Here is an 18,247-nt window from a genome sequence, read left to right as displayed (position 1 = left end):
GCCACCTGGCTCCGGCCGTGGGGGCCCTGAGTCTCCCCCTCCATCTCCCGCCCACCACATCAGCACCCGCAGCAGGGAAGGTCAGATCATGCGCGACACCTACGGCTCACCGAAGATCCGCGGCGCGTTCGGCGATCGCTACGACGAGATCCTCACCCAGGACGCGTTGGCGTTCGTCTCCGCACTCGACGGGGAGTTCGCCGGGCGTCGCGCCGAGCTGCTCGCCCGCCGCCGGGAGCGCGCCCGCGCCATCAACGCCGGCGAGGACCTGGAGTTCCAGGCCGACACGGCGCCGGTGCGCGCCGACAGCAGCTGGCAGGTCGCGACCCCCGGCCCCGGGCTCGAGGACCGACGCTGCGAGCTGATCGCGCCGGTCTACCGCAACACGGCCATGCACGCGCTGGAGTCCGGTGCCGCCGTCTGGGTCGCCGACCTCGAGGACGCGATGGCCCCGAGCTGGTCCAACCTCATCCAGGGCCAGGTCACCTTGTACGACGCGGCACGCGGCGAGCTCAACCTGCGCCGGGAGGACGGGCAGGTGCGCCGCCAGCCCGAGCACACCCCGACGATCGTGCTCCGCCCGCGCGGCTGGCACCTGTGCGAGAAGCACATCAGCATCGACGGCCGCCCGGTCTCCGCGACCCTGGTGGACTTCGGCCTGTACTTCTTCCACAACGCCCAGGCGCTCATCGAACGCGGTGCCGGCCCGTACTTCTACCTGCCGAAGATCGAGTCGCACGAAGAGGCGCGGCTCTGGAACGACGTCTTCCGCTTCGCCCAGGACGCGCTCGGCATCCCGCAGGGCACGGTGCGGGCGACCGTCCTGATCGAGACCCTCACCGCGGCGTTCGAGATGGACGAGATCCTCTACGAACTGCGCGAGCACTGCGCGGGTCTGGCCGACGGCCGCTGGGACTACCTCTTCAGCTACGTGCGCACCTTCGCCCACCGCGGCGTCGAGTTCGTGCTGCCCGACCGCGACCACATCACGATGGCCACGCCGTTCCTGCGCGCGTACGTCGAGCTGTTGGTGTCCACGTGTCACCGACGTGGGGCGTTCGCCATCGCCGGCCCGGCCGCGGTCAACCCGACCCGCCAGGACGAGGACGCGCGGGTGCGCGCTCTCGCCCAGGTGCGTTCGGAGAAGGAGCGCGAGGCCGCCGAGGGCTTCGACGGCTCCTGGGTGGCCCACCCCGCGCTGGTGGAGGTGTGCCGCTCGGCGTACGCCGCCGTGCTCGGCACCAAGCACGACCAGCGCGACATCCAGCGGCCGAGCCGCACCACCGCGCGTGACCTGGTCTCGCTCGTCGGGATCCAGCAGACGATCAGCCTGCAGGGCGTGCGCACCAACGTCTCGGTCGCGCTGCAGTACCTCGCGTCGTGGATCGGCGGACGGGGTGCTGTCGCGATCGACAACCTGATGGAGGACGCGGCCACCGTCGAGATGGCGCGGGTCCAGTTGTGGCAGTGGCTCTTCCACAACTCCCAGCTGGCCGAGGGACCGCAGGTGACCCGTGAGCTGCTCGACCGCGTGGTCGAGGAGGAACTCGCCATCCTCACCCGCGGCCAGGACGAGGAGATCGTGGCCCGTTACGACGGCGCCCGCGAGATCCTCGAGCGGGTGGCGCTGCAGCCGCACCTGCCGGGCTTCTTCACCAACTACGGCTACGTGCGCTTCCTCACCGAGACGTCGCTGCGGATGCAGCCCGGTGTCGACGAGGCGGATCTGCACCAGTCCGAGCGGGTGCACGCCCCCGCCTGACCTGGTCCCTCCCACCGCCGAGTGGCAGACCTATGTTTCGAGTGGCGCACCTGTCGGTGCGCCACTCGAAACATTTCCATGCCACTGGACGGAGGCGGCCGGCGGCGCGGCTAGACCGGAGCGCGCCCTACGGGATGACGACGTCGGTGAGGGTGACCGGGTTGTGGACCGTGTAGTCCAGCTCGTCCGCCTGCGTGGTGCCGGCGGGGGTGATGGTGTCGAGCACCTTCGGCACCGACGCCGGGTCGGCGCTGCACGCCGGTGAGGTGGACGCGGTCGCGCACACCCCGAACGCGTACGGCTGCGGTGTCGCAGCGAACGCGCGTGTCTGGTCGGTGCCGTGTGTGCCGTCCTGACCGGTCAGCGCGACCGTGAATCCCCAACCGGCGGAGGGCGTCCCAGCCAGCGAGTCCTTCTGGACCGAGAAGGTGATGTACCGCGAGACGGAGTTCGCGGAGGTGGTCAGGGGACCCGCGGACGTGCCGTCGGGATCGACGAACTTGCTGCCGGCGAACCCTTGCACCTCGATTAGGCGGCTCCACCTGGCGGAATCGGCGATCCGGTAGTTCATGCCGGGGTACGACGAACTCGTCGATGTCCCGGAGGCGGTGGGGTTGTGAACGTAGACGTCGACGAGCTGGGCGCCGTTGGGCTGACCGAAGGTGGCGGTCAGGTCGCGCGTCTGCACCCGGAAGGTGATGGTCGACCCGGTGTCGTAGACCTCGAACCGGGTGAGGTCGAACGCACCGGCATGGAACGCCGGATCGGTCGGGTAGGCGTAGTGGCCCGGCCCGTTGTCGTCGCCGGTGGGGTCGGTCACGGAGTACAGAAGTTTCCCGTCGACCACGTCGCTGACCACCCGGCGCACGACCTGGGCGGTGCCGCCACCCCGCGCGGTGCTGCTCACCGCGATCACGTCGGTGCCGCCGCTCACGGGGACGGTCGTCGTGAACCCGCCCCACGCGCTCACCCGCAGCGTGCGCACGGTCGTCGCGTTGGAGGCGTCCGTCGCCGACACCGAGATGTCGACGGTCGCCCCGGGCGCCGCCCGGCCGCTCACGGTGACGGTCTTGCCCACCGACGAGCCGTCCGCCGGGGCGGTGACCGTCAACGGCGTCGTCTGCTGGTGGTGGGTGACGTAGCGGTCGACCGTGATGCTCGGCTGCTCCAGGCTCCTGCCCGCGGCCAGATCGGCGGTCAGCCGCACTTGGGCGCCGGCGCCCCAGGTCAGCGGCGAGGCCGACCCGTCGGGCTTGCCGTTGACGAAGCCGATGGACGCGGTCGCTGGGTTGCTGCCGTACGGCGAGGCCGCGAGTGACGGGTAGTCCCAGACCTGTTCGGGCACCAGCCCCGGTCCGGAGTTCATCGCGTTGACGGTCGATAGCAGTTTGAGAGCACCGGAACGGTCACCGGTGGCGAGATCCTGCTGAGCGCGTTCGACGCCGAGGACCGGCCACGGGTGCCCCGTGCCGATGTTGCCGTTGGTCCAGGGCGCCCCCGCGACCGTGCAGCTGCTGGACGACGGGACGGCGCAGTCGCCGTACCCGTCGCCGTTGTACCGCAGCCAGCCCGGACCCGATGCGGTGTCCTTGCGCAGCGCCTTGTCCGCGACGGTGAGGCTGTTGGCGATGGTGGGGTCGTTCGCGGGCAGCATGCCGAGCCGCACATACTCCAGGAACCCCAGGTCCATCACACTGCGCTGGTCCAGCGTCGGGCCGCCATTGCCCACGTTGTAGCTGATCGCGGCGTTGGGGTCGCCGGTCTTGGACAGTCGGATGAAGTAGGGGGACGACGAGAGTGCCCCGGTCGTCGTCACGCCCCACTTCTTGATGCTGCGCTGCCAGGAGTCGGCGGTCGCGAGCCAGATCCGCGCGTCGGCCGCGTCGCCCTGGGTGCGAGCGATGGACGCGGCGGCGACCAGACCTGCGATCTCGGCGGCGATCGTCGAGGGTGAGTAGCCGGTCTGCTCCTCCCAGCGCTCGACGCCGTAGCTCGGTCCGTTGGCCACCAGATAGTTCGCTTCGGCGCGCACGTGCGGGTAGAGCGTCTTGTCACCCGCGAGGCCGGACTGCCAGGCCATCAGCAGCGGGTACGCGGTCTCGTCCGGCTGGGTGTTGAACGAGTCGGGGGCCTTGACACCGTTGAGCAGTGAGTTGCGCGGCTGCGACCCGTCGGCCAGCTGGCTCTTGGTGAGCAGGAAACGCGCGGTGTCCTGGGCGGTCGCGCGGTCACCGTCGACCAACAGCGCCGTGAACGCCTCGTAGAGGTCGCGCGGGAAGACCTCCCAGTAGCTGGTGGTGAAGAGGTTGTCCGGGTCGTTGGCGGGCGTCGACTGGCCCCACGGCTTGTCGATGCCGGCGACGATCGCGCCGGGGTAGGTCTTGTCCTCCGAGGCCTTCACCACATTGGCCGACTGGTAGTAGTCCCGGACGGCGGTCGGGTCGCTGTGCCACCCGCCACGCAGCCGGTCGACCCTGCGCAGACCGCGGTCGTATGCGGTCCACCCGGCGGTGTAGCTCGCGGCGGTCGCCGCGAAGGACCCGCGCGCCGATGCCGACGCCGTGGAGACCGCGGACGCCTGCGTGGTGCCGAACCCGAGCGCCAGGGTGAAGGACCGCTGCGCGTCCGGCGCGACCTGGGCGGTCTGCTCGACGTTGCCGTCGGCCGCGGTGGCGTACGTCGGGCTGAGCGTGTGGGTGGCGTCGAGCTGGGTCAGCCCGTCGCTGCCCGCGCCGACGAACCCACTGCTCACCTGCGTGAACGGCCGGTCGCCGGTGAGGGCGAGGAAGGACGGCACGGCGTACGAGCGGCCCGTCGCCTGGCTCTTGGTGCTCGTGTCGTAGCTGACCGGCACCGGGTGTCCGCCGGAGGTGTCGACCACCGCGGTGTCGGCGCCGGCGTTCGAGGTGCCGCCGCCGCCGTTGCCGCCGGCGTTCGCGTCGAGACGGACGTAGATCTTGTAGGCCGCGGCCGCAGTGGTGAGCGGTTGGTACTGGGTGTGCGTCACGACCGAATCACGTTCAGGGTCGGTGATGTACGTCGTCACCAGCCGATACCGGCCGCTCTTCGCGGTCGACGTGACGGTGCACGCCATCCCGCTCGCGTCGGCGCGCACCGTGTAGGTCATGTCGCGCGTCTGCAGGTCGGTGAAGGAGCTGCCGTCGCTCACGATGTACTGCATCGTCTTGACGTTGGTGGCGTCGACCGTGGGCGCGAAGACGTCGGACAGCACGCCGTTCGCGACGGTGTACCAGACCTTCGAGGTCCGGTTGCGTGCCGTGCCGACACAGTCCTTGCGCGACTGCGCCTGGTAGCTCGCGGCGCCCGGACCGTCGGTCGCCGCACCCGGTGTGGCGGCGCGCGCCGGGGCGCTCACGTAGCCGGTGCCGAGCGCGAGGGCGCTGGAGGTGAGGGCGACGGCGACGCGGCGGGAGAGACGAGTGCGTGCGGAAGGCAGTGCGGACATGGCTGACTCCATGTGATGGGACGTGTGTGACGTGGATCACGTACGACGCCCAAGGTAGACCCTGCCGGCGACAGACCGCCGCGACACGCCTCAGGCGAACGCCGCGCGCACGCGCAGGGCCACCCGGCTCACGTCGGAGGGACGCAGCGCTGCGGACACCCCGATGGGCGCCGGACCGTCGGGCGGGTCGTCCGCGAACCGTCCGTCGCCCCGCAGTCGGGGCACGACCGCGGGATCGAACCCCGCGCGCTGCAGACCTTCGCGCACGAACGCCTCCGCCTCCCGTGGCCAGACGCCCTCGACGACTCCCCCCACCGGCGATGCGGCGAGCAGCTCCCAGAGAGCATCGTCGGGCACCACGGCACGCGGGAAGAGCGGCAGGCCCAGTTCTGCGGCCAGGGCGGGAGCCAGCCCGGACGACCCGGAGCGGTCGGGTGCGCCGAAGTCACTGACGAGCAACGCCATTCGGGCAGGTCGGTGAGCGGCGTACGGCGTCGCGGGCCACTCCCCGCGGTGCACGGCGTACGCGTCGTGATCACGCCACTGCGCGGGTTCACCACCGGACTCCAGCAGGAGCATCGAGCGGATATGGCCCTCCCGGCGGAAACCGAGCGACCGCAGCACCCCCGCCGACCGGGTGTTGCCGGGGCGCACGTTGGCCTCGACGCGGTGCAGATCCATCCCCTGTCCCGCTCCGGCGAACGCCAGACCCACCACCAGGCGCAACCCTTCGGCGAACATGCCTCGCCCGGCGTAGGGGTCGTAGGCGTCGTACCCCATGGTGCCGTTCTGGAACCTGCCACGAACGACGTTGCTGACGTTGACCTTTCCGACGATGTCGTGCTCACCCGTCGGTTCGGTGGCGTGGATGAGGAAGGTGCGGTGCTCGGTGCTCTGACGACCCAGGTGCCACTCCAGATCACCTGCGGAGACCGGGTTCCAGGCCCCGATGCGGTCCCACGAACTGCGCACGGCCTGCTGGTAGGGGGCGAGGTCGTCGTGCACGACGGTGCGGACCCACACCCGTTCCCCCCGTGCGAGCAGCGGGCCCGGGGGACGTTCGCGGCTCACAGCATCGCCCTTCCGCGCAGGACGACGTGCTGGGGCGCGCTCAGCACTCGCACATCGATTCGTGGATCCTCCTGGTAGACAACGAAGTCCGCGCTCTCACCCTCGTCGAGACCCGGGCGACCGAGCCAGGCGCGGGCACCCCACGTCGCCGCGTCCAGTGCCTCCAGCTCGGTCATCCCCACCGTGACCAGCTCGGCCACCTCGCGCGCCACGAGCCCGTGCGGCAGCTGCCCGCCGGCGTCGGTGCCGACGTAGACCGCGATGCCCGCCTCGTGCGCCGCGGCGATCGTGGCGTGCCGGCGAGCGTAGAGGTCGCGCATGTGCGTGCCGTACGCCGGGAACTTGGCTTCACCCGCCTCGGCGAACTTCGGGAAGTTCTCGATGTTGATGAGCGTCGGCACGATCGCGATGCCCTGCCGGGCGAAGAGGTCGATGCTGTCCGGCTGCAGCCCGGACGCGTGCTCGATGCAGTCGGTGCCGGCGGCCGCGAAGTCGAGCAACGACTCCTCACCGAAGCAGTGAGCGGTCACCCGCGCATCCTCCTCGTGAGCGGCCGCGATCGCGGCGGCGAGAGCCTCACGCGGCCAGCACGGCGCGAGGTCGCCGCGGTCCCGGTCGATCCAGTCACCCACGAGCTTGACCCACCCGTCGCCTCGGCGGGCTTCCTGGCGCACATACGCGACCAGGTCCTCCGGCTCGATCTCGTGCGCGAAGTTGCGGATGTAGCGCTTGGTACGGGCGATGTGGCGTCCCGCGCGGATGATCCGGGGCAGGTCCTCGCGCTCGTCCATCCAGTGCGTGTCGACGGGCGAGCCCGCGTCCCGCAGCAGCAGTGCACCCGCCGCACGTTCGGCCACCGCGTGCTCTTCCGCCCTCTCGGGCCCCACTCCGCCCTGCGCCTCGAGCCCGACGTGACAGTGCGCGTCGACGAGCCCCGGCAGCACGAATCCCTCGACGCTCTGTACGTCGTCGGTGTCGGCGGGGCGGGTGAAAGTCACCGCGCCACCGACCACCCACATCTCCTCACGGACCTCGTGCGGACCTGTGAGGACGGTGCCTCGGACGTGCAGGATCGGGGCGGTCTGCGTCATGGTTCCGACCATAGTTCGCCGACCGGTCGAACGATCGAGGTGCCGGGCCGACCTGGAAGTGACCCAGCGTGACGGACGACACGGCCTCGTTCTGCGCGCCCCGCCACGCGAGACCTGTTGTCCCCCTATGCTTCCCAACCATGGGAGACGTCTACGTCCGGCGCCGACTCGTCGTGGGGAGCGGAGCGGCGGCGCTGGTGGGACTGATCGCCTGGCATCCTCTCCGGCACGACGGCCGGCCGAATACCGCTGTGTCGACAGGAAGTTCGAGTGGCGCAACGCACCGGAAGAGTACGTCGGCATCGCGCGCCACCGCCACCCGGACCGACCCGGGCATCCTCACGCGTGCCCTCGATGCGGCCCTGGGCGCACGCGCCGGCGACGTCAGCGTGACCGCGTACGACCGACGTTCGAGCGCCACCTTCTCCTACCACCCGGCCATGACGAACGTCTGCGCGAGCATCATGAAGGTGCTGATCCTGACCAGCGTCTCGCACACCCGTCGCGCGGCCGGGGGGTCGCTGACCGCGAGCGACCGCGATCTCGCCGAGGACATGATCACCGAGAGCGACAACGATGCGGCGACGGAGCTCTACCGCCGCGGGGGCGGGGCTCCTGCCGCTCAGCGCGTCGCGAATGCCCTGGGAATGATGAGCACTCGCCCGAACGTGCGGTGGGGTCTGACGACCACCACGGCGCCCGATCAGGTGATGCTGGTCCGGGCCCTCGCCTACGGGCACTCGTTCCTCGACAACACCGACCGTGCCTACATCTTCGATCTGATGGGACGGGTCGACCCCGGCCAGAAGTTCGGGATCGGCACCCTGCCCGCCGGGGTGAAGGGGGTCGCCGTCCAGGTCAAGAACGGTTGGCTGCCCTACAACCCCGGGTCGTGGCACGACAACTCGATCGGCCACGTGCAGGGTGCCGGCCGCGACTACGCCGCCGCGATCCTCTCGACCCGCAACGCCACCGACGCTGCGGGTCGAGCACTGATCACCAAGGCTGCCGCGGTGCTCTACACCCACCTCGGCCACTGACTGCCGGGTCGGCGGCTCAGCAGGTGGGGACGCCGGGAATCTGCCCGTCGTCCACTCCCCCGCTGACGTAGGTCGCGTTCACCCACACGTTCGCGTTGCCGGAGTCGTCGTCGGTCTTCAGCCACCAGTCGTTGTGGTAGCCCGCGTAGGAAGACTCCGATCCCTGCGTCTGGCAGTAGAAGTAGTTCGACCCCTTGTTCAAGGTGCCCACCACGGCGCCGTTGGTCGGGTTGTTCACCGACGGCGCGGTGGCCCACACGTCCTTGAACACCTTCGACCCTCCAGAGGGCGGCGGAGGCGGCGTGGTGCCGCCACCGGCCCAGAGCGCGTTGACGACGGTCGTCGCCGGCGACTGCTCGTCGTCGTACGCCCCGGGGTCGCCGGAGACCTGCACCGACTGCGCGATCGCGCCGGGATCACCGCTCTCCCAGCCCCCGCCGGGGAACTTGGCCTGCATCACCGACAGGAACTTCTGTGTGGCGTACGTCGGGTCCTGGACCTGGTCGACCGATCCCCACCCCTGCGAGGGGCGCTGCTGGAAGAGCCCGATGCTGTCGCGGTCACCACCGGTGTAGTTGTGCAGGGTGCTCTCGGCCATCGCGGTCATGGTCGCGACGAGGGCGGCCCGCTGGTCGAGTCCAGCGCCCTTCGTGGCCGCGATGACGGCACGGGCACAGGCGACCTGCCCGGCATCGATCGAGGTCCCCATCCGCACTCCGGAGAAATGTCCGGAGAGGCTCGCCGCCGTGGCAGCATCGCCCGGCGACGAGGGACAGGCGACCGTCCCGAGGTCGAACGCCCGCGCATGTCCGTGCGCTCCCGCGCGGGCAGGGCCGGCCGTGCCGGGAACTCCTGCCGGCCCTGGGAGGTGGTGGCCCGGGTGTGCCGAGGCCGTGGTCGCGAAGCCGGTGAGTGCGGTGCCCGCGACGGCCAGCGCCACGAGCGGGCGCGCGTACCGGCGGTTCTTCAACGTCTGGATCTTCATGATCTGTTCTCCTTGCGTCTCGGGTGTCTCTCGTGTCGTCCGTGCTGATGGCGTTGTAACTGCTGCGGTTTCAGCAGGTCGGTACGCCGGGGATCTGCCCGTCGTCCACTCCCCCGCTGACGTAGGTCGCGTTGACCCACACGTTCGCGTTGCCGGAGTCGTCGTCGGTCTTCAGCCACCAGTCGTTGTGGTAGCCCGCGTACGACGTCTCCGACCCCTGCGTCTGGCAGTAGAAGTAGTTCGACCCCTTGTTCAAGGTGCCCACCACGGCGCCGTTGGTGGGGTTGTTCACCGACGGAGCGGTGGCCCACACGTCCTTGAACACCTTCGACCCTCCAGAGGGCGGCGGAGGCGTGGTCGTGCCGCCGCCCGGGCGGTAGACGCCGGTCGGGGTGCCGCCGTGGCTCGCGACGGTCCGCACGTTGAGTCCGGCGTCGTCGCCCTCGGCCTGCGCCATCAGGCCGTTGCCCAGGTAGATGGCGGTGTGCCCGTCCCAGACGATGACGTCGCCGGGCTGGGTCGGCGCGTCCACCCGGCTGAAACCGTGGCTCGTGAGCGCGGAGTCGAAGTCGTAGGTCGAGACGGGGCCGAAGTCGGTGCCCGACGCCTCGTAGTAGGCCCAGCGCACCAGTCCCGAGCAGTCCAGTCCGACCTTGTTGCGGTCGTCGTAGTACTCCGGCGGCACGTCGTAGATCTGCCCCGTCGAGGGGCCGGGAGCCGCCTTGTGGCCGCCGGACCACGAGTACGGCGTGCCCTTGTCGACCTCCGCGCAGGCCGCCTGGACCTCCTTGGCCGCGACCGCGCTGGTCGCGCCGTACGCCTGACACCCGGCGTCAGCGTGCGCGGCCGTGCTGCCGAACACACCCACGCCCCCGATGAGGGCGCCCCCGCCGAGCACTGCCACGCCCGTGCAGTGGGCCAGAGCCTTCTTGGTGGTACGCATGATGTCCTCCTCCTCGTCCGTCGGGAAACGATCGTTTCCCTAGCTCCACCAGACCAATTCGGGACGCTGCCGACCAGCATTTGCATAGATGCGCAAACCTTCGGCATCTCGCCGCGCCCAGATGACGCAGATGAGAAGGGCAGGACGCTCGATGCGTCCTGCCCTTCTCATCTGCGAGACCGGGTCAGCAGGCGGGGACCCCGGGGATCCTCGCGTCGTTCGCGCCACCGCTGACGTGCGTGGCGTTGACCCACACGTTCGCGTTGCCGGAGTCGTCGTCGGTCTTCAGCCACCAGTTGTTGCGGTAGCCGTCGAAGTGCACCTCAGAGCCCTTGGACTGGCAGAAGAAGTAGTTGCGACCGGTGTGCAGCACGCCGACCTTCCTCCCACCTGAGGGCTTGGTGTAGGAAGACGCCTGCGCCCACACGTTCTTGTAGACCTTCTTGGGGTGGTGCTTGGCGGGGGGCGCCGGCTTGGTCGGCGGAGCGGGCTTCGTCGGCGGTGTCTTGGTGTCCCAGAGTGCGTTGACGAGCACCTTCGCAGGCGACCTCTCATCGGCATACGCCGACGGGTACTCCGAGATCTGCACGCGCTGCGCCACCTTCGCCGCGTCGGTGGTCTTCCAGCCACCGTGCGGGTAGTCGGCCAGCATGTGCTTCAGGAAGGTGCGGGTCGCGTGCTCCGGGGTGCGGCACTGGGTCACCGTGCCCCAGCCCTGCGAGGGGCGTTGCTGAAACAGCCCGACGCTGTCGTCGGCACCGCCCTTGTGGTTGTGCAGCGTGCTCTCCGTGATCGCGGTCATCAGGGCGATGTACGCCGCCCGCTTGGGCAGACCGATCGACTTCGTGCCCGCGACGATGGCCCGGGCGCAGGCGATCTGCTGGGCGTCCACCGAGTTGCCGAGTCGTGCGCCGTGGAAGTGACCGGACACCTTGCGTGCGAGTGCCGCGTCGTCGGAGTGTCTCGCGCACGTCGTCGCGCTGGCGGATGCCGCGGCGGTGTGGTGGCCCACGGCGACCGCACCGGTGGCCATACCGGTCACCGCCACGCCGGAAACGCCCAGCGCCACCACCGACCGCGTCACCATTCTGGAATTCTTCATGATCGTCTTCCTTTCGAGTTTCAGGGGTCCGCAGATAACGGTCAGCAGGTGCGCAGGCCGGGAATCCGCGCGTCGTTCGCGCCACCGCTCACGTGGGTGGCGTTGACCCAGACATTCGCGTTGCCGGAGTCGTCGTCGGTCTTCAGCCACCAGTTGTTGCGGTAGCCGTCGAAATGCACCTCAGAGCCCTTCGACTGGCAGTAGAAGTAGTTGCGACCGGTGTGCAGGACACCGACCTTCCTGCCGCCGGAGGCCTTGGTGTACGACGGAGCCTGCGCCCAGACGTTCTTGTAGACCTTCTTCGGGTGGTGCTTGGCGGGCGGCGCCGGCTTGGTCGGCGGCGGGGTGCTTCCCTTGCCGGCGTACCGGTAGATGCCGGTGACCCGCTCGCTCTCGGTGGACAGCTTCTGAGTCGTCAGACCGGCCACGTCGCCCTCGGCCTGCACGACCTTGCCGGCGCCCATGTAGATCACGGTGTGACCGGGGTAAACCACGACGTCGCCGGGCTGGGTCGCCTTGGAGACCTTCTTCCATCCGTGCTGCCGCAACGCATTTCCCTCTACGCCGGTGTAGGCGCCGGCGCCGATGTCGCGGCCGGTGCCCTTGTAGACGGCCCACCGCACGAGGCCCGAGCAGTCGAATCCGACCTTGTGGGTGTCGTTGTAGTACTCACCACCCTGGTCGTAGACCGAACCCGTGGACTTGCCCGGCTTCTTGTGGTGGCCGCCGTTCCACGAGTACTTGGTGCCCTTCTTCAGCTCGGCGCACGCCGTGTTGACGATGGCAGCCTGCACCTTGCTGGCCGACCCGTAGACGTGGCAGACGGCGCCGTTGCGGGTCGACGCGTGGGCGGCTCCGGAGCCGAATGCGACGACTCCTCCGGCCGCGATTCCGCTGCTCAGCGCGAGCGCGGTGGTGCCGTGGATGACTTTCCTGGTGACGGTGCTCATTGCTCTTCCCTTTCAAGAACGAGGGCGGCTCTTCCGTCCTGCGATGTCGCGCCGACATTCCGACCGGATTCGCTGTGCGATATCACGCGACGGAACTTTGTGGAGCAATGCTCTGACGGGCCCGGATGCCGAGAAGTTCCACGCCGAGCGAAGAAATCGAATGAGTCACGCTGCGACCGTTGCGACGGGAATGAATGAGATGCGCGGCGGCCAGCGCCCCGGCGTGACGGGAGACGCTCGGCACACTGGTCCCGAGGCGCTCGGCGATCTCGCTCGTCGTGCCCGGGATCTGGGTGGCCCGCAACACTTCCACCCGTGCCGGTCCGATCAGCCGGGCGAGGTCGGCATCGGGCGCGCCGGTGAGCAGACGCCCCGCCTGCGCGACGGGACACACGAGCACGTGACGGTCGCGGTGCCGTACGAGCAGTGCTCGCCCCGGCGGGCAGAAGTAGGCGGGCTGCACCAGCAGGCCGCCGCCCTCCAGCCGTACGTCACCGCTCGGGAGACCGGGCACACGCAGCACCGGATGCGCCCAGACCGCACCTCTGCAGATGTCCTGAAGCAGCGCGGACAGTCCGCCGACCGCCTGCCGGTGGGCGCGCTCCTGCAGGTCGGCGGCGACGCGCAACTGCAGAGCGGGCCAGTACGGCGCCAGTGCAGACTCCCAGTAGTGGTCCAGTGTCTGTGTGCCGCACAGCTGCGAGGTAGAGCGCGCGGGCGTCAGACAGCCGGCGAGGAGCGTGGCCACGGGGGCCGCGAGGCCGCTGCGAGCGACCCGCACACGCCACTCGGCGTACCTGCGCGGGGGCGAATCAGACTGCAGATGCTGCGCGCTGAGCATCATCTCCCAGGTGCTGCTGACACCGGGCGCAAGCATGACGTGGCCGAGATCGGCGGGTGTGAAGTGCACTCGGAGCATGGCGAACCTTCGGGCCGGGCGTGATGGATCGGCCCACACCTGGCGTGCGTGGACCTATCCCTCCGACGCGCGCCACGTCCGTTCGGCTCCCTGCCAGCACCGAGGGGTTGCTATGGGCCACCGCTCTGACAAGGATCCGATGCATGGCGAGAGTTGCAGTGATCGGTGCCTCGGGGCAGGTGGGCGAGGCGGTCGTCGCCGCGCTCCATGCGAAGGGACACGAAGCGGTCGAGGTGTCGCGCGCCCGCGGCGTCGACGTCATGAGCGGTGAGGGACTCGACGACGCCCTTGCCGGAGCCGTCGCGGTGATCGACGTGCTCAACACGAACGAGACGGACGCTGACGCGGCGGTGGCGTTCTTCACCGGCACCAGCAAGAACCTGCTGGCCGCTGAGGAGCGCGCGGGAGTGCGGCACCACGTGCTGCTGTCGATCGTGAACATCGAGGCCGTGCCCGACAACGGGCACTACCTGGGGAAGGTCGCTCAGGAGAAGCAGGTGCAGTCCGGCCCGATCCCGTGGACGATCCAGCGCGCCACCCAGTTCCACACCTTCGCCGCGACAGCGGTGAGCTGGGCCACCGCTGACGGCGTCGCCACCGTCGCGCCACTCCTCGTGCAGCCGGTCGATGTCGCCGACGTCGCGGAGGTGCTCGTCGAGCTCGCGCTCGGCGACCCGCAGGGCCGTACAGCGGATCTCGCCGGGCCCGACACGCAGGACCTCGTGGACATGGCACGACGCACCTTCGCCGCGCACGGTGATTCCACCCAGGTGCACGCCAGTTGGCGTGACAACCCGTTCGGCACCTCGATGGCCGGGGAGGTCCTGCTACCGAGCGGCGCTGCCCGCATCACGTCGACCACGTTCGAGGAGTGGCTCGCCTCCCGGACGGGCCCGCGGGCCCTGGCGAACACCTACTACGCCGCGTGGACGGCGCACGACTTCGACCGCCTCCGAAGGGTCTTGGCCGACGACGCCACGTTCCGCGGACCCCTCGGCACCGCCGACTCCGGCGACGAGTGCCTGCAGGGTCTGGAGGGCATGAGCCGGATGATGACCGGCATACAGATCGTCCGGATGCTCGTCGACGGTCCCGACGTCATCACCTGGTACGACCTGCTCACCAGAGACGCGCCGCCCACGCCGACGGTCAACTGGATGCACGTCGAAGACGGCCGCATCGCGAAGATCCGGGTCGCGTTCGACCCGCGCCCGATCCTCGGAGGGACGTCCAGCGACAGCTGACGCGCGTGGGGAGGCCGGTCAGTCCTTCTGGCCGAGGAACTTCTCGAAGCCTTTGGGCAGCTTCACGTCCTCGGTCGGCTCCTCGGCGCCCGCGCCGAACGCGTTGCCGAAGGACCGCTCGCGGGCGTCGGATGCCTTGGCCAGCGCGGCCTGCTCCTGCTGCGCGCGCTTGGCCGGGTTGCCGCTCTTGCCCTTCTTCTTGACCTGCTGCTTGCCGCGCTTGGCACCGCCGCCGCCCGGCATGCCACCCATTCCCGGCATCCCGGGCATACCCCCGCCGCGGCGCATCTGGCGCATCATCTTCTGCGCCTGGGTGAAGCGCTCCAGCAGCTGGTTGACCTCGGACACCGTCGTGCCCGAGCCGCCCGCGATGCGGGCGCGGCGTGAGCCGTTGATGGCCTTGGGGTGGGTGCGCTCGAACTTGGTCATCGACTGCACCATGGCCTCGACGCGGACGAACTCCCGCTCGTCGAGGCTGTTCAGCTGGTCGCGCATGCCCGACATGCCGGGCATCATCCCCATGAGCGCCTTGATGTTGCCCATCTTCTTGATGGCGTTCATCTGCTCCAGGAAGTCTTCGAAGGTGAAGTCCTCCTCGTCCATGAACTTGCGCGCCATCTCGGCGGACTGGCGCTGGTCGAACGCGCGCTCGGCCTGCTCGATGAGGGTGAGGACGTCGCCCATGTCCAGGATGCGCGAGGCCATCCGATCGGGGTGGAAGACCTCGATGTCCTTCACGCCCTCGCCCGTGGAGGAGTACATGATCGGGCGACCGGTGACCGAGGCGACCGACAGCGCCGCACCACCGCGGGCGTCGCCGTCGAGCTTGGACAGGACGACACCGGTGAAGTCGACGCCCTGCTGGAACGCCAGGGCCGTCTCGATCGCGGCCTGACCGATCATCGCGTCGATGACGAAGAGGACCTCGTCGGGCTGGATGGCCTCGCGGATGTCGGCCGCCTGCTTCATCAGCGCCTCGTCCACCGCGAGGCGGCCGGCGGTGTCGACGATGACCACGTCGTACTGGCGCACCCGCGCCTGACCGACACCGGCCTGCGCGACCCACACCGGATCGCCGTACGACGTCGTGCCCTCCGCGCCTTGGGCGGCGCCGCCCTCGTTGCCGCGCTCGGGCGCGAAGCACGGCACCCCGGCGCGCTCTGCGACGACCTCGAGCTGGGTGACGGCGTTGGGGCGCTGCAGGTCGGCGGCGACCAGCACCGGGAAGTGGCCCTCGTCGCGCAGCCGGCGGGCGAGCTTGCCCGCGAACGTCGTCTTACCCGAGCCCTGCAGACCGGCGAGCATGATCACGGTCGGCGGTCGCTTGGCGAGCGTCAGCGGCCGGGTCTGGCCGCCGAGGATCTGCACCAGCTCCTCGTTGACGATCTTGACGACCTGCTGGCCCGGGTTCAGCGCCTTGCTGACCTCGGCGCCCAGGGCACGCTCGCGCACCCGCGAGGTGAAATGGCGCACCACCGTCGTCGCGACGTCCGCATCGAGCAGCGCCATCCGGATGTCCCGGATGGTGGCGTTGATGTCGGATTCGCTGAGCCGCCCCTTGCCCTTGATGTTCTTGAAGGTGGCCGTCAACCGGTCCGAGAGAGTGTTGAACACGCCCTACAGTTTATGGGCCGTTCGCGGCGGACCCGGCACGCCCGGTATCACCCGCGTCAGGACGTCGCGCCGTTGGAGTAGAAGGTGACGTCGCTCGGTCCCTGGAAGGTCGGCGTGACAGGTGCACCGACACCATCGATCACGTGGTCGATCGTCCCGGCCTTGTTGAGCGAGATGGTGACCATGTCGTGCATCGCCACGCCGGGCGTGTTCGGCACCTCGAAGCCGTTCGCGGCGTGCAGCGACGGGTTCACGTTGGTGTAGATGTAGCTGCCCAGACCGTAGGCGGCGTGGGTCCGCACCGAGTTCGCCACCTTGTAGCCGGGGTAACCGGGCTCGCCGTGCTGGCTCCAGGCGGCCTGGTCCGGTGCGTCGTAGGGCAACTCGTTCTGGAAGAAGATGGTCTCGCCGCGTTCGCCGTTCCAGAGGACGTTGTACTTCTGGTAGTGCTCGGCGAAGAGCCCGGTGGCCGTGACGTCGTCGCCGTTCACGACCACCCCGTTGTCGGCGGTGTTCACCGTCCAGCCCACGTCGCCGGCGTTCTGCCCGTGGTCGGCGCGCCAGGACCAGATGTCGTCGAGGATCGTGTGGTCGCTGTTGACGACCAGCCCGTCGTCCACCCGCCCGACATGGGCGCCGCCGATCCTGAAGAAGACGTCCTGCAGGGCCGTCGGGTCGGCCGCGCTGGAGCGGTGCGGGTTGCCGTGGCCCCGACCCGCGTGGTCGCTGCCCACCCGCAGCAGGGCCGGGGACTTCTTCGCCCCGGCGTCGAAGATGATGCCTGCGACGTCGATGCCCGGGACGTCGGCCGTGGTCATCGCGATGTTGCCCGCGTCCGGCTCGATGGTGGCCAGTCCCAGGCCGAGCACCACGGTGTCGGCACGCTTGACGTCGATCGACCGGTTCGTCGCGTAGACCCCCGGGGTGAGGAGCAGGTTCCTGCCCTGCGCCAGTGCCGAGTTGATCTTCGCGATCGAGTCGCCGGGCTTCGCGACGTAGAAGCTGCTGAGCGGCAGGGAGCGGCCACGGGTCTGACCGCCCTGCCACGTGGTGCCCTTGGAGTTCTTCTGCGCTGCGGGGACGAACACGCGGTACGCGCCGTGAGCGTCGACATACAGGTACGGCTTCTCGCGGGAGACCGGGGTCGTGTCGAGGGTCGTGTACGGCGCCGCTGCCGAGCCGTCGGCGTTCGTCGTGCCGAAGCTCTGGGCCGGGGCACCGACGTCGCCGGAGAAGACCTGGTTCCAGACGCCGTTGCTCCAGCCGCCCATCGTGCTGTTGCGCACGTAGAACTGCTGCTGGCTGCCGTTGATCGGCGTGGCGCCTCCGAAGGACGTGTCGGCCACGAAACCACCGCTGGCGTAGGACGGCCCGGTGCAGTAGTCCATGAACGTCGTGTTCCCGGTGACGTCCATCCGGCGCATCGGCGCCGCCTGCGAGACGGCCCAGAACTCGGTGTTGGCGTAGCAGCCGCTGTTCCCGTTGCCGCCCGGCCCCGTGACGGCGATGTGCAGGTTGGACAGCGAGCGCCAGAAGTTGTCCAGCGCGGTGCCGTCGCTCTGGTTGTAGACGTCGACCGACCCGTTGATCGTGACGTCGTCGGGGTTCTGGCCGAGGCCCGCGACCTCGGTGTAGAAGCCGACCTGGAACCTCAGGGGGTCGGCGACGCTGCCGTAGGTGCCCGGCTTGAAGAGCAGCGCGTACCGCTGAGGGCCGAACTGGTTGGTGATCTGCTGGTTGGCGATCGCGTCGACCTTCGCCTGAATCTCGGCGGTCGACATGCTCGGGTCGAAGACGACGACGTTCGGGCCGAGGACGCTCGCGCTGATGGCGGGTCTGGCCGGGCCGGTGCGACCGGGCGCGGCGGCCGCGGTACCGACCGCGCCGGCGGTCGCCACCGCCGCCGAGGCAGCGATGGCAGCGGCACGGGTCAGGGAGTGTCGCAGGTTCCGACGGCGGGCAGCGGTCGACGTACGACCGAAGGCACTGGAAGTCACTTTGTTCCCCTATCTGGGCCTGGAATTCGGACTCTACATCCGTGATTTCGCCCGCGTGGGGAT

Annotated in this window: 13 protein-coding genes; 3 read left to right on the top strand and 10 right to left on the bottom strand. The window is 69.6% G+C overall.

Annotated features, from left to right (window positions below; translation table 11 throughout):
- Nucleotides 1–88: 88 nt before the first annotated feature.
- Entirely contained in the window at nt 89–1,762 is a 1,674-nt protein-coding gene (gene aceB, locus HNR15_RS05415) for a malate synthase A (protein WP_179479767.1), read from the top strand.
- A gap of 127 nt (nt 1,763–1,889) precedes the next feature.
- On the opposite strand, the gene HNR15_RS05410 is transcribed toward aceB, so the two are convergent.
- The 3 genes from HNR15_RS05410 to HNR15_RS05400 all read right to left on the bottom strand — a co-directional run bounded on the left by HNR15_RS05410 (nt 1,890) and on the right by HNR15_RS05400 (nt 7,390).
- A complete protein-coding gene (locus tag HNR15_RS05410; protein ID WP_179479765.1) occupies nt 1,890–5,228 on the bottom strand; it encodes a glucodextranase DOMON-like domain-containing protein in 3,339 nt (1,112 codons plus the stop codon).
- A 90-nt stretch (nt 5,229–5,318) separates the two neighbouring features.
- Entirely contained in the window at nt 5,319–6,299 is a 981-nt protein-coding gene (locus HNR15_RS17910) for a GNAT family N-acetyltransferase (protein WP_218883561.1), read from the bottom strand.
- Nucleotides 6,296–7,390 (bottom strand): amidohydrolase family protein, encoded by a 1,095-nt coding sequence (locus HNR15_RS05400; protein ID WP_179479763.1) that lies wholly within the window; start codon nt 7,388–7,390, stop codon nt 6,296–6,298. Before HNR15_RS05400 ends, HNR15_RS17910 begins: the two co-directional genes overlap by 4 nt.
- A 140-nt stretch (nt 7,391–7,530) precedes the next feature.
- On the opposite strand from HNR15_RS05400, the gene HNR15_RS05395 reads away from it, so the two are divergent.
- Nucleotides 7,531–8,430 carry a serine hydrolase gene (locus HNR15_RS05395; protein ID WP_179479761.1) on the top strand — a complete coding sequence of 300 codons (900 nt, stop codon included), beginning with the start codon at nt 7,531–7,533 and terminating at the stop codon, nt 8,428–8,430.
- A gap of 16 nt (nt 8,431–8,446) precedes the next feature.
- Here the strand turns inward: HNR15_RS05395 and HNR15_RS05390 are convergent, their stop codons facing one another.
- From HNR15_RS05390 to HNR15_RS05370, 5 genes are all read right to left on the bottom strand, one after another.
- On the bottom strand, nt 8,447–9,415 hold the full coding sequence (locus tag HNR15_RS05390; protein WP_179479759.1) for a hypothetical protein: 969 nt from the start codon (nt 9,413–9,415) through the stop codon (nt 8,447–8,449).
- Nucleotides 9,416–9,485: 70 nt separating this feature from the next.
- Nucleotides 9,486–10,358 carry an NlpC/P60 family protein gene (locus HNR15_RS05385; protein WP_179479757.1) on the bottom strand — a complete coding sequence of 291 codons (873 nt, stop codon included), beginning with the start codon at nt 10,356–10,358 and terminating at the stop codon, nt 9,486–9,488.
- 184 nt (nt 10,359–10,542) lie between these two features.
- Complete coding sequence (locus tag HNR15_RS05380; RefSeq protein WP_179479755.1) at nt 10,543–11,460, bottom strand: hypothetical protein; 918 nt, start codon at nt 11,458–11,460, stop codon at nt 10,543–10,545.
- A 41-nt stretch (nt 11,461–11,501) separates the two neighbouring features.
- Nucleotides 11,502–12,410: an NlpC/P60 family protein gene (locus HNR15_RS05375; RefSeq protein ID WP_179479753.1), complete on the bottom strand. Its 909-nt coding sequence runs from the start codon at nt 12,408–12,410 to the stop codon at nt 11,502–11,504.
- A gap of 82 nt (nt 12,411–12,492) precedes the next feature.
- Complete coding sequence (locus HNR15_RS05370) at nt 12,493–13,329, bottom strand: helix-turn-helix domain-containing protein (RefSeq protein WP_179479751.1); 837 nt, start codon at nt 13,327–13,329, stop codon at nt 12,493–12,495.
- A gap of 143 nt (nt 13,330–13,472) precedes the next feature.
- Here HNR15_RS05370 and HNR15_RS05365 point away from each other — a divergent pair, with 143 nt between their 5' ends.
- On the top strand, nt 13,473–14,573 hold the full coding sequence (locus tag HNR15_RS05365) for a nuclear transport factor 2 family protein (RefSeq protein ID WP_179479749.1): 1,101 nt from the start codon (nt 13,473–13,475) through the stop codon (nt 14,571–14,573).
- 18 nt (nt 14,574–14,591) lie between these two features.
- Here HNR15_RS05365 and ffh read toward each other — a convergent pair whose 3' ends face one another.
- Both ffh and HNR15_RS05355 read right to left on the bottom strand, forming a co-directional pair.
- On the bottom strand, nt 14,592–16,187 hold the full coding sequence (gene ffh / locus HNR15_RS05360) for a signal recognition particle protein (protein WP_179479747.1): 1,596 nt from the start codon (nt 16,185–16,187) through the stop codon (nt 14,592–14,594).
- Between the two features lie 56 nt (nt 16,188–16,243).
- Nucleotides 16,244–18,184 (bottom strand): adenylyl cyclase, encoded by a 1,941-nt coding sequence (locus HNR15_RS05355; protein ID WP_343048429.1) that lies wholly within the window; start codon nt 18,182–18,184, stop codon nt 16,244–16,246.
- Nucleotides 18,185–18,247: the final 63 nt, after the last annotated feature.

It is taken from the genome of Allobranchiibius huperziae, from assembly GCF_013410455.1.
Taxonomy (GTDB): Bacteria; Actinomycetota; Actinomycetes; order Actinomycetales; family Dermatophilaceae; genus Allobranchiibius; species Allobranchiibius huperziae.
The sequence above is the reverse complement of the archived record's forward strand: the minus strand, read 5'-3'. Positions and strand labels throughout refer to the sequence as shown.